We start from the raw sequence: 13,106 nt of genomic DNA on the forward strand, positions 1-13,106 counted from the left end.
GAAAGTAGATAGGAGTGTTGTTCATGCTGTATCCAATGATGACGGAAACCCGCAGTCTGTATGATCTGGGAGGGGTATGGAATTTCAAGCTGGACGATGGCTCCTGCTGGGACGAGAGCTGGCAGGCATCGAAGCTCACAGATACGATCCCTATGGCGGTGCCCTCGGCGTACAATGATCTTGGCGTAAGCCCGGAGATTCGTAATCATGTCGGCTGGGTCTGGTATGAGCGGGAGCTGTCCCTTCCGCGTAACGTCATGAATGAGCGGCTTGTCCTGAGGTTCGGGTCGGCGACCCATAAGGCGAAGGTATTTATCAATGGGAGCCTTATCATGGAGCATGCCGGCGGCTTCCTGCCTTTTGAAGCGGTGGTAAATGACTATATTCAAGCTGGCACGAACCGGTTGACGGTTGCCGTGAATAATGTGGTGGATTACACCACATTGCCTGTTGGCCTGTACACGGAGAGCGAAGGACCGGACGGGAAGCTTAAGGTGAAGAACCAGCCGAACTTTGATTTCTTCAACTTTGCCGGATTGCAGCGGCCGGTGCGGATCTATTCCACGCCGCTCACCTTCGTTCAGGACGTTACTGTAGTGACCGATTACAAGGAGGAGCAGGGGGAGGAGAGGCAGGGGATAGTCCGCTATAGCGTGGACATTAGCGGAGAAGCTGAGGTCCGGGTTACGGTATTGGATGAAGAGGGGAACATGGTCTGCTCAGGCACGGAGCCGTCCGGTGTACTGGATATTCCATCTGTCAGACTATGGCAGCCGTTGAATGCCTATCTGTATACCCTAAAGATTGAGCTTCTGCAAGCGGAGCAGGTGTTTGATGTCTATGAGCTGCCGTTCGGCGTGCGGACGGTCACAGTGAAGGACGGGAAGTTCCTGATCAACAACCAGCCCTTCTACTTCAAGGGCTACGGCAGACATGAGGATACCCCGTTCCATGGACGGGGCCTGGACGAAGCCGCGAACATTATGGATTTCAATCTGATGAAATGGTCCGGGGCCAATTCCTTCCGCACGGCACATTATCCGTATGCCGAGGAAGTGATGCGGCTGGCCGACCGTGAAGGCTTCGTCGTGATTAATGAGACTCCGGCGGTAGGCCTGGATCTTAATTTCCTGGTGATGTTCTCAGGAGGTTCGAAGAAGGATACCTGGGCAGAGGTCCAGACCTTCGGGCATCACCAGCAGGTGATCCGGGAGCTGATCCAGCGGGATAAGAACCATGCCTGTGTAGTGATGTGGAATGTTGCGAACGAACCGGCCTCCTATGAGGATGGAGCGTACGAATATTTCAAGCCGCTGATCGAGCAGCTGCGGGAGGAAGATCCGCAGCACCGTCCGGTGACCCTGGTGACACATATCGAGGCTTCACCGGCGAACGACAGAATCTCTGAGCTGATCGATGTGCTGGCCTTCAACCGGTATTACGGCTGGTATGTGGACGGGGGAGACCTGGAGTCGGCTAAGGTTAAGCTGCGGCTGGAGCTGGAAGCGTGGAGCCAGCGGTGCCCCGGCAAGCCGATGATGATGACCGAATATGGAACCGATACTGTGGCCGGACTGCATGATGTGGAGCCAATCATGTTCACGGAAGAATATCAGGTGGCGTTCTACCGCGCCAACCATGAAGTCTTCGATGAATTTCCCGAATTTGTGGGCGAGCAGGTATGGAATTTCGCCGACTTTGCCACCAGCCAGGGTATTATCCGTGTGCAGGGGAACAAGAAGGGCATCTTCACCCGTGACCGCAAGCCCAAGGCGGCAGCCCACGAGCTTCGCCGGAGATGGACGGCTATACCGGATTTTGGTTATAAGAAGTAATTTGAACCGTTGTGTACAAGTAAGACTGCAAGCCTTTCGTTAGGGGGCTTGCTTTTTTTTATATGTCCCCCCAGTAGACCGGTAAGCCTTTTTTTGCAGAGTTGAATGATTCTAATAATATATTATAATGCAAAGGGTGGCATAATATAATAAGGCTCTTATAAGCAAGTAAGTCTTATATTAATGTTCTTCCCTAAATGAGGTGTACAATGAATCGGATTTTACTGGTCGAAGATGATGAAAACTTGGCATTCGGTATTGAATATATGATAACAAGTGAAGGATATACAGTTATTGCAGCGGTTAGTATGGAAGAAGCCAGAAGAGCACTAAAAACAAATACAGTCGATTTAATCTTGTTGGATGTCAATCTGCCTGATGGTTCAGGGTATGACCTGTGCAGAGAGATCCGGGCAACCTCCCAGATTCCCATTATATTCTTGACTGCTCTGGATGAGGAAGCCAACGTTGTTGTTGGTCTTGATTTGGGGGCAGATGATTATATGACTAAACCGATTCGAACCAAAGAACTTATCTCCAGAATGAAGGCTGTATTAAGGCGCAACCATAAGTCTAAGGATGAGGTAAGGGAATGGAGATCCGGTGATATTGAAGTTCGAGTCTTTGAAAGAGCTGTTCTTAAGCGTAATCAAGAGCTGTTGCTGACAGGAATGGAGTATCGCTTGGTGTTGATGTTAATGAAACATCCTAAGAAAATTTGCAGCAGAAGCAGCCTTCTGAATCACCTGTGGGATATGTCAGGTGAATTCGTTGATGACAATACCCTTTCGGTTCATATTAGAAGATTAAGAGAGAAGATTGAGGATAATCCTGCAATACCGGAATATATAATTACTGTTCGAGGGGTCGGATATAAATGGAATGCAGAAGTAATCGGACGATAACTCATGATTGAGTTATTCCGTAATCCAGAGTGGAAGTCCATCGCCGTTAAAGTCATCGTACTCCAAGTTTTGTTTGCGGTATTCATGTTCTTTTTTATGAGTGATCAAGTCAACCATATCCATAAGGCTTTGGTTAATCAAAATGCCGCACTGATTGGATATGTTTTGAAGCAAGACCCTCAGTTAGAGGATGGTATGATTCACTATATTACTCAGGGGGCGACGGAGATTGAGATTGCAGAGGGAAAACAAACCTTAGCTCAATATGCTTATAAAGAAGATATGCCCATAGGTGATCAGCCTTTACTTTCAGGTACCGCTATACCTATGAAAACCTCAGCGCAAGTATTGCTGTTTGGCATCCCTGTGCTGCTGTTATTACTTTGGGAATATCGTAACATTTTTGCTAAGATTCGAGCCATTTCCTTTGCAGCGGATCAAGTGGTAGAACGACATGTGGATGGGCCGCTCCCGGATAACATTGAAGGTGACTTTGGCACTTTAGGCCGTAGTTTCAATGCGATGGCTGAAAGGCTGCATAACAGTCTTAATCAGCTTCAACATGAAAAAACATTTCTTCGTAATTTGCTCTCAGATATCTCGCATCAGCTCAAAACACCGCTGGCATCCCTCATCGTTTTTAATGAGAATATGCTGAATGATCCCCATATGAATCCGGACATGAGATCGAAATTCCTAGAGCGGAGCACGAAGCAGCTTGAGCGAATGGAATGGCTGATTATCAGTTTACTGAAGCTGGCACGGGTCGAAGCCGGAGCAATCATGTTCCGGAAGGAAGACATTCGAGTGAGATCAATCATTGTTCATGCTGTACAATCGTTGCGAATGTTAGCCGATCAAAGAATGCAGCAAATCGATATTCATGGTAATGAAGAAATGACCGTTCGGGCGGATGAAGAATGGCTGGGAGAAGCCTTTATAAATTTGATTAAAAATGCACTGGAGCACTCACCGCTTGGAGGCAAAATTAATATTACATTAGAAGATAATTCAATGTTCCGGACAGTTATCATTCAAGATCGGGGGGAAGGCATAGCCCCAGAAGATTTGCCTCATATTTTCGAACGCTTTTATAGAGGGAAAAGTACGGCAAAGCCTCAAAGTATTGGCATTGGCTTGCCGTTATCCAAGTCTATTATTGAAGAACAAGGCGGTATGATTACCGTTTCCAGTCAGCTAGGAATAGGAACGGAATTCAGAATTTCGTTTAATAAAGGAGATAAGTGAAGGGGAAGCTTACATTAATGTAAGCTTCCCCTTCACTTTATTGTAAGCTTCGATATTTATAATAACCAATATACAATGTGAAGCATTAGCTCGAGGAGGCAATAAGATGGAAATGCTAAAGACTATAGATTTATGCAAAAACTATGGAAAAGCAGAAGCAAAAGTTGAAGCTTTGAAAAATATTAATTTTTCTGTTCAACAAGGGGAATTTGTCGCTATTGTAGGGGCTAGCGGATCAGGGAAAAGCACCTTGATGCACCAGTTAGGTGGTGTGGACCGCCCGTCCAGTGGACAGGTCATCATCGATGGTACGGATCTCTACGCCAAGAGTGAGGAGGAACTCGCTGTATTCCGAAGACGGAAAATAGGATTTATTTTTCAATCCTATAATTTGATCCCGGTCCTATCTACGGAGGAGAATATCAAGTTACCATTACTGCTGGAGAATAAAAAGGTAGATGAGAAATATGTTCAGGAATTAATGGGATTACTAGGGCTTACTGACCGAAAGCATCATCTTCCCTCTGAATTGTCAGGCGGACAACAGCAACGAACGGCGATTGGCCGTGCATTAATCAATAAACCTTCAATTATTTTAGCAGATGAGCCTACAGGAAATCTGGATAGTAAAAGCAGTAAGGAAATCATGGACTTGCTTACATTCTCCGTAAAAAAATATCATCAAACCTTGATTATGATTACACATGATTTAAATATTGCTAAAATTGCAGATCGAATCGTAAGAATCGAAGACGGGGTCCTTCAACAGCCAAATGAGGTGAGCCGTATTGAATAGCTACACTGGACTTACCGGGAAATATTTAAAGGGGCAGAAAAAAAGATCCTTACTTACGATCCTTGGTATTATTTTGTCGGTTACGCTCCTAACATCCATTGGAACTATTGGAATGAGCTATAGAGATAAGTTAATCAGACAAACCATGCAAGATTTCGGAGATTACCATGTCTCGATTAATGATATTCAGGGAGAAGCTGTCCCGAAAGTCAAAAATAATTCATTCGTAGAGACTACAGGTATAGTTAGCAGAGAAGGATATGCTGTTATTAAAGAGACAGAAGAGAAGGTGAAGCAGGAAGATCCATACGCTGCACCGTACCGGTATTTGAATGTTAAAGGATATGATGCGGAGGCAATGAAGATGCTTCAAGTTCAGCTGGATTCAGGCAGACTGCCGGAGAACAAGGCTGAAATTATCCTTTCCTCATCAAGTCTGCGTTACTTTCCTGCTCAGCCAAAGCTTGGCGACAAGGTTAAATTAAATCTTGGGCTCCGAAAAGTGAAGTCAACGGGTGAAGTGAAAAAAATAAACGGGCTTGGCGATTTTGGCTGGGATCTTGACGAACTTTTTCAGGGGCAATTTCAACGAGAATATACTGTAGTCGGCTTCTTAAAATCAACGAGGTCAAGTACATGGAGCTCCAGGTATATCTTTCCTGCCATTACATTCCAAGACTATAAACACATCGAGAATCAAAAAAAACATTTTATGTATGTCAAGATGAAATCTATGAACGGCGTTCAGGAGAAGACGGAAGCTATGATGTCCTCTTTACAGCTGGGTCAGGTCGATTATGATGCCGCTAAGCAGCTGGATAAAGATAACTTCATTAAGAATGTGCGGATTGAATACAATAATGAATTGCTTAGATTATATGGTAAAAGCATTTATCAAGGCGTGAATAGCAGTTTAATTCTGGCATTCGCTGCTGTCATTGTGATTATTATGATCTGCACGATTGCCGTGATTTATAATACTTTTAATATCTCTATATTGGAAAGGATATCACAATTCGGCATGCTGAGATGTATTGGTGCTACACCAGCTCAAATTCGCAAAATTGTCTTGCAAGAAGCTGCTCTGCTGAGCTTGATCGGCATACCCATCGGAATTCTCACAGGCACCCTGTTTATGAAGGTATTGTTTTATAATATCAGCTTGTTAGCATTAGGTTTCTTGAATGATATGAGAATGGTCATTTCCGTACCGATTCTACTCACAGCTGGTGTATTAGGTTTGCTGAGCGTATTTCTGTCCGCTATTGGACCAGCCAAGCAAGCATCCCGCGTATCTCCTTTAGAAGCGCTACAGAATTTGGGGAGCACAAAGATCGATCGGATCACAACGGTCAAGAGGTCCCTGTTCGTTACCAATTTGTTTGGTATCGTAGGGCAATTCGCCAGCAGGAACCTGCGCCGAAACAAGAAACGTTTCCGGATTACAGCCTTTTCCATGATTGTCAGCATCATCATTTTTATTGTCTTTAGCGGTTTGGTGAATTTCATACAGCAAGCAACACGTGTCTCAGGTGCCGAGTATTCGTACTCACTTTCCTATGATGGTCCTTCAAAGCGGATAGATGATAAGGTGTATCAGCACATTGCCAAGCTGGATGCTGTGCAACAATCTTACAAATTTTACAATAGTCAAGTGACGGCTATTATCCCTAAAGACAAGATTAATCAGAAATATTATGAATTAACTAAAGATCGATACGTTGTCACTGAAGGAGAAGGGTATAGAACAGACAATAATTTCCTTATGTCCTTTGGGGATAATGGATTAGAAGCTATGCGATCCAAGCTGATCTCAGGGACGATCGACAAGGAGAAAATGAACCGGGAGAATGGCGTTATTGTTCAACAAAAAATAAGCATGATCACACAAAAAGGCCAGGAGCTGATTATCGACCAAACCCAATTTAAAGTGGGAGATCATATCAATATTCACACTGTTGAGGGAGGTCATAACAAATATCAAACCGTAACCGTGGCTGGAATCGTCGATGAAGATTTATTATCGAAGGGATATACCCAGAGTCAAGTTATTACATTCTTCACAACGTCTAAAGTATATTCCAAGATTACAGGTAACGATGCATATCCAAGAATCTTTATTCTTGCTGATCCTGATCAGCCGAACCAAGCAATTACGGATTATCTTAAAGCATTAGTTGAAAAAGACGCCGGGTTTAACTACCAGGATCGGGTAGCGGAGCTCACTCAAGCCAAAAACGACGCAGTGACTTTCAGCATCATCCTTTACGGTTTTATCGGTGTCATTGTGTTAATTGCATTCTTGAACATTGTAAATACCGTGAGCACGAATCTCATCCTTCGGACGAAGGAGTTTGCAGTCCTTAAGGCCATCGGGATGACCCAAAAAGAAGTCAGAAAAATGATTGTTTTAGAAAGTATATTTTACGGTTTGTTTGCCTCAGTTGTTGGAATTACCTTAGGTACGGCTCTTAGCTACAGCATTCAAATGCTCTTCGCGGGTGCTGTGAGTACAGCTTGGACGATCCCGTGGTACAGTATCGGTATTGCTTTTGCAGGGGCTATAATTACAACGCTTCTCGCAACGATCTGGCCAATGTATCAGTTAAATAAAGTGAATATCGTGGAGGCCCTCCGGAGAGAGAATTAGAGGCAAGTGCTATTCCTGCCTGGCGTATCTACCCGGGGACACTCCGGCCACCTTGGTGAAGCTGCGGATGAAATTGGCATAATCGCTGAAGCCGGATTGATAACAGGCCTCGGTAAGGCTAAGCCCTTCGCGGAGACAAGCCTTGGCTAACGAAATCCGGCGATCCAGTATGTAGGAACGTAGCGTCAGGCCTGTGTGCTGTTTGAACTGGCGGCTGATATAGGTGCTGTTCAAATGAAAGGTGCTGCTAAGCTGCTCAAGCGTGAGGGTCTGGCCCAGATGGGCATCAATATACTCCATGGTCCTGCGGACCAGCTCCGGCATGATATCGGCAGGAATGAAGCATGTCTTATGAAACACGGTGTTGGTCAGCACTAATAATTGAGCAAGCGTACTGTTGGCGATAATATCTGCTCCATACGCAGCCGATGAGAGGGCCTTCTCCAGATCGCCGGTCAAGCGGAGCACCTGCTGAAGCTCGGCTTCCTCCAGATGAACGATGTTGCCCTTACCCTTCGGACGGTAGTCGAAGCACCAGGATAGCGGGGTAGCCGGAGTAGACAGGCGGTGCAGATAAGATTTTTGGAGATTGATCGTAATCCGTTCATATTCCGATTCATCCTGGCTGAAGGAACGATGCATTTCTTCCGGGTTCAGCACAAGCAGATCTCCGCGCTGCAGGTGGTAGCAGCTGTTCTCAATATAGAAGTTGACGTTGCCGCGCAGAAATAAGTACAGCTCATACGCTTCATGTCGGTGATAGAAGGTTCCCATATTATAGGTGGTTGTCCTGTGCAGGTAGAGGTAATCTTTATGGATAGGGTCATAGCGAAGCTCAAATGGCTCGTTCATGGGTAACCTCCGGATCATTTCGCGCAATAATAACAGCGGAACCTGCAATGATTCTTCTCTGGAACTACTTTAAAATGACATTATCCTAGCATGAAGAGATATGATTTGCAAGCGTTTTATTGTATACACCAGACTGGAGGACAGGATAGTGGAACTGATCGTAACAGCAAGAAGCAAGACTCAGGAAGATCCTGAATATACCGGACTTAACGGGCATGGACTACATGCATCCGTTGAGATAACAGGTGGGACAGGCAGTGCACAGCAGCCCTTTCAGGCTCATGTACAGCTCACGAATCTTAACAGCACGCCCTGGTCAGGCGTCATTCATGTGGAGTTGCCGTTCGCCAAGGCTGATCCGCGCTTTTTTCTTCCCGCATTTATGTATGGCCGCAACCGGGGAGAAGCTCCGCAGAATGTCCCTAACGAATTTCCAAGATTAAGGGAGGGCCAGCCCGCGCGTCCCTCTTCTTCCTGGTGGATGGTGCGCAGCGACCGGCTGTCACACCCTGCAGCGCTTGTACATGACACTGGCAAAGTGTACGGATTATGCGCCAGCCCTTATTTTATATACAGGGAGGGAGAGAAGATCCAGTGGAAGCCTGGGCTAGAGGGGGAGTTCTTGCAGTATGGCGGCTTCACCTGCTCACTTGCCAAGGGAACGGTCGGCTATACGCTGGGGTATGAGAATGCTCCGCTTCTGTTCATCAAATCCCGTCTTGTCAAGGAACGGGCACCTCTGGAGGAGAACTGCTTCGAACTGGCGGCCTCAGAGTCTGTAGCGTTCATGCTGGATTTGTATGACTACAAGGCTGAGTCTGAGCTGGGCATTAATGCTGCGCTGGAAGACGTCTACTCCCGCTACCATCAGCCTCCAAGACCTGGCAGTGATCTGCGGACCGCTGCGGCCGATCTGTCGAAGGCCATCTATCAATATGCGTGGCTGCCTGAGGACCGGAGCTACACAACCTTTGTCTATGAGGACAAGGAGACGGGCGGGTACCGGTACAACAAAATCATCTCCATCAGCTGGACAAACGGTCTGACTGTAGCCACTCCTATGCTGATGGCTGCGCTGCGGCTGGGAGATGAGCCTATGCGCGGGCAGGCACTCTCCTGCATTGAGCATATCATCGGGAACTCCCTGAATCCGGCTTCCGGTCTCCCTTACGAGGCCTATCAGGACGGGAAATGGAGCATTCACGGCTGGTGGTTTGACGGGATGCGCACGCCGGGACATTCCGCTTATCTGTGCGGACAGGCCTTGTTCTATATTATGAAGGCCTATGAATATGAGAAAAGGCTCAACCATGTCATCCACGAGGACTGGGTGGACTTCGTGCGTAAGATTCTCCCTGTACTGGAGAGAAGCCGGAATTCGGACGGTGAATACCCTACGATTCTCTCTGAGCGAACCGGTGCCGGGCTTGAATATGATTCCTTCAGCGGGACCTGGATCATGGCTGCCATAGCCTACTATAGCTGGCTAACCGGAAACCGGTCGCATCTGGACAGCCTGAAGCGCAGTGAGCGGCATTATTATGAGACCTATGTGAAACGAATGGAATGTTATGGGTCGCCGCTTGATGCGGATAAGGCTGTAGATTCTGAAGGGATTCTGGCGTATATCCGTGCGGTCAGATATCTGCACGCCCTTACAGGGGATGAGCTGTATCTGGATCATATGAGAGATGCGCTTGCTTACGAGTTCACCTTCAAATTCGCCTATAATTCACCGGTTAAGGTGCCGCCGCTCAGTACGGTGGGCTGGTCCAGCTCCGGGGGGAGCGTGACCTCAGTCGCCAATCCGCATATTCATCCCATGTCGAGCAGCGTGGTCGATGAGCTGTATTATTATGTGAAGCAGCGTGAAGTTCCGTATGTGAAGCAGCGGATGCTGGATACCGTCGGCTGGGGCTGTCAGACCTACAACAGATATGACCGGGAATTCGATCACGGCCTGACGGGCTGGATGTCCGAGCGCTTCTGTCATTCCGAAGGGCTGGTAACAGAGACCTACAATGACGGCTCACCGGCCAGCACCTGGTTCTGTCTGATGCCCTGGGCCAGCGGCAGTATTATTGAAGGTCTGGTTGGCGATTACTGGGAGGCGGACAGCGAGTAGCGCCAGTACGGACGGAAGACATACACGAAGAGGATAACGATTCCCGGTTCAGCGGGAGGTTATCCTCTTTCTTTGTTTCAAAAGAATGCCCGGGCACTCAGGACAGTTTACTGGCCCGGTATCTGCCGGGGGACATGCCAACCACCTTGGTGAAGCTGCGGATGAAGTTCGCATAATCGCTGAAGCCGGACAGCTCGCAGGCGGCCGCGACACTCTTGCCGGAGGTAAGGTGGCTCATGGCCAAAGAGACACGCTTGTTAACGATATAGGAGCGGACGGTAAGTCCCGTGTGCTCTTTAAATTGCTGGCTTATATATTTGCCACTGTAATGAAATTTCTGCTCCAGCTGGGCGGAGTAGATCGGTTCGAGCAAATGCTCCTCGATGTAAGCCATCGTCTGGCGGACCAGCTCGGGCATGAGATTATGCGGCAGGGAGGCGGAAGACTGCTGCAGAGTGTTGATGAATACAAGCAACCGGGTGGCATAGGAATCGGCCAGCAGATCCTGGCCATACTCCTCGGAGTGAAGGCTATGGATCAATTGGTCCGCCAGTCTGGTATAGAAGGCGCACTGGTCGCGGGAGAGCCGGATCAGCGTGTTCAGCCCCGAGGGAAAGGCGTTGAAGCAGGCCAGCAGGTTCGTACGGCTGCTAGACAGCCGCCGCAGGGCGGATCTTCTCAGGTTCAGTCCGATCCGTTCATAGGTCTGGTTGTCGGCACAGACACACCGGTGCATCTCTCCGGGACGGATCAGGAGCAGATCGCCGGGGGAGAGCTTGTAGCAGGACTGCTCCACATACATATAGGTATTGCCTCTCAAGAACAGGTAGATTTCATAGGCGTCGTGCCGGTGGTAAGGCTGAGCCGGGTTGAGCTGCTCCGTGGTGGTTGATTTGTGGAAGCAGATCATTTCTTCGGGGATCGGGGTGAACACATACTGGGCAAGCTGCTCCATGGCATCCATTCCTTTAATTGGATATATAAGGATTATCAGTATCCGCGCAATATAGTATCGCTGATATGCAACGACGATATAACAACTATTTAATATAATACAGGAATAGGAAGCGCTTGCAAGTGTTGCAAGGAAAAAGGACAAGCCTGTACAGGGTACAGCTGCCGCTTCGATTAGACAGGAGGTGCGACCAGAGGCAGGATTCGGCAGGAATGTTGTGCAGAAATCATATAATAAGGAGATGAAGCAATGAGATCAACGTTTAAAAAATCACTATGTACTATCTTGGCATCTGTAACCTTACTATCGGCAATGTTGGTACCCGCACCGCCCAAAGTTTCAGCAGCCAGCGATGTGACTGTCAATCTGTCCGCCCAGAAGCAGGTAATTCGCGGATTTGGGGGCATCAACCACCCGGTCTGGATCGGCGATCTGACGGCTGCGCAGCGGGAGACCGCCTTCGGCAACGGAGCGAACCAGCTGGGCTTATCCATTCTGAGAATCTCTGTGGACGATAACAAGAATAACTGGTCTAAGGAGCTGGACACGGCCAAGGCGGCCGTTGCCAAGGGAGCCATCGTCTTCGCTTCACCCTGGAATCCTCCTGCAAGTATGACGGAGACCTTCAACCACAATGGGAATACCTCAGCCAAGCGGCTCAGATATGACAAGTACGGCGCGTACGCCCAGCATCTGAATGATTTCGTGACTTACATGAAGAATAACGGGGTTAACCTGTATGCAATCTCGGTGCAGAATGAACCGGACTATGCCGAGACCTGGACCTGGTGGACGCCTGCCGAAATCCTGAACTTTATGAAGAATTATGCCGGTTCCATTAACTGCCGGGTCATTGCTCCCGAGTCCTTTCAATATCTGAAAAATATGTCCGACCCGATTCTGAATGATTCCCAGGCGCTGGCCAATATGGACATTCTGGGGGCGCATTTGTATGGAACACAGGTGAACAACTTTGCCTATCCGCTCTTCAAGCAGAAGGGCGCAGGCAAAGAGCTGTGGATGACCGAGGTCTATTACCCGAACAGCAATAACAACTCGGCCAACCTGTGGCCCGAAGCGCTGGAAGTAGCCTACCATATGCACAACGCGCTGGTGGAAGGGGATTTCCAGGCTTATGTATGGTGGTATATCCGCCGTCAATACAGCCCGATGAATGAAGACGGCAGTATCAGCAAGCGCGGGGACAGCATGGCCCAGTTCTCCAAGTTCGTCCGCCCGGGTTATGTAAGAGTAGACGCAACGAAGAACCCGAATACCAATGTCTATGTCTCGGCTTATAAGGGCAATAACAAGGCAGTCATTGTGGCTATTAATAAAAGCACTTCGGCTGTAAGCCAGAAGTTTGTCCTGCAGAATGGCACAGCCTCAAGCGTGTCCACCTGGATCACGGACGCCAGCCGCAAGGTAGCCGCCGGCTCTAACATTAATGTGTCGAACGGTGCTTTCACCGCCCAGCTCCCTGCGCTTAGTGTAACTACCTTCGTAGCCACACTCGGAAGCAGCAGAAGCTCGGTAACGGATGCAATCTATGACATTGAAGTAGATCCTGCCTTGGCTGAGGAAGTTCTTGCCCAGTAGAATACAGTCGCAGCATTTATGACTTAAACGCAGATAGACTCAGCATCCCGGCCTGTAAATCGTAGCTTGTATAGTGCGTTTATAGGCCGGGATTTTTGGTGTTCCGGGTTATCGTTTAAATTTGAAAGAGAATAGTGTTAT

General features: G+C 48.0%; 9 protein-coding genes. 7 read left to right on the forward strand and 2 right to left on the reverse strand.

From position 1 onward, the window contains the following. The first annotated feature begins 23 nt into the window (after positions 1 to 23). The 5 genes from uidA (at position 24) to ACFSX3_RS12430 (ending at position 7,434) form a co-directional block, all read left to right on the forward strand. On the forward strand, positions 24 to 1,835 hold the full coding sequence (uidA, locus tag ACFSX3_RS12410) for a beta-glucuronidase (RefSeq protein WP_209992374.1): 1,812 nt from the start codon (positions 24 to 26) through the stop codon (positions 1,833 to 1,835). Positions 1,836 to 2,044: 209 nt separating this feature from the next. Beyond that, the gene (locus ACFSX3_RS12415; RefSeq protein WP_209992373.1) at positions 2,045 to 2,740 is read left to right on the forward strand and encodes a response regulator transcription factor; all 696 of its coding nucleotides are present in this window, start codon (positions 2,045 to 2,047) and stop codon (positions 2,738 to 2,740) included. A gap of 3 nt (positions 2,741 to 2,743) precedes the next feature. Then, on the forward strand, positions 2,744 to 3,988 hold the full coding sequence (locus ACFSX3_RS12420; protein WP_209992372.1) for a HAMP domain-containing sensor histidine kinase: 1,245 nt from the start codon (positions 2,744 to 2,746) through the stop codon (positions 3,986 to 3,988). A 106-nt stretch (positions 3,989 to 4,094) separates the two neighbouring features. Further along, positions 4,095 to 4,784: an ABC transporter ATP-binding protein gene (locus ACFSX3_RS12425; RefSeq protein ID WP_209992371.1), complete on the forward strand. Its 690-nt coding sequence runs from the start codon at positions 4,095 to 4,097 to the stop codon at positions 4,782 to 4,784. Continuing rightward, positions 4,777 to 7,434, forward strand: coding sequence for an ABC transporter permease (locus ACFSX3_RS12430; protein ID WP_209992370.1), 2,658 nt, complete (start codon positions 4,777 to 4,779; stop codon positions 7,432 to 7,434). Before ACFSX3_RS12425 ends, ACFSX3_RS12430 begins: the two co-directional genes overlap by 8 nt. A 9-nt stretch (positions 7,435 to 7,443) precedes the next feature. Here the strand turns inward: ACFSX3_RS12430 and ACFSX3_RS12435 are convergent, their stop codons facing one another. Next, positions 7,444 to 8,286 (reverse strand): helix-turn-helix domain-containing protein, encoded by an 843-nt coding sequence (locus tag ACFSX3_RS12435; protein ID WP_209992369.1) that lies wholly within the window; start codon positions 8,284 to 8,286, stop codon positions 7,444 to 7,446. 148 nt (positions 8,287 to 8,434) lie between these two features. Between ACFSX3_RS12435 and ACFSX3_RS12440 the strand changes: the two genes are divergently transcribed. Beyond that, entirely contained in the window at positions 8,435 to 10,411 is a 1,977-nt protein-coding gene (locus tag ACFSX3_RS12440; RefSeq protein ID WP_209992368.1) for a hypothetical protein, read from the forward strand. A 97-nt stretch (positions 10,412 to 10,508) separates the two neighbouring features. Here ACFSX3_RS12440 and ACFSX3_RS12445 read toward each other — a convergent pair whose 3' ends face one another. Then, positions 10,509 to 11,366: a helix-turn-helix domain-containing protein gene (locus tag ACFSX3_RS12445; RefSeq protein ID WP_209992367.1), complete on the reverse strand. Its 858-nt coding sequence runs from the start codon at positions 11,364 to 11,366 to the stop codon at positions 10,509 to 10,511. A gap of 249 nt (positions 11,367 to 11,615) precedes the next feature. Here ACFSX3_RS12445 and ACFSX3_RS12450 point away from each other — a divergent pair, with 249 nt between their 5' ends. Continuing rightward, the gene (locus ACFSX3_RS12450) at positions 11,616 to 12,965 is read left to right on the forward strand and encodes a glucuronoxylanase (RefSeq protein WP_209992366.1); all 1,350 of its coding nucleotides are present in this window, start codon (positions 11,616 to 11,618) and stop codon (positions 12,963 to 12,965) included. Positions 12,966 to 13,106 lie beyond the last annotated feature (141 nt).

This window comes from Paenibacillus rhizoplanae, from assembly GCF_042684125.1.
GTDB lineage: Bacteria > Bacillota > Bacilli > Paenibacillales > Paenibacillaceae > Paenibacillus_AQ > Paenibacillus_AQ rhizoplanae.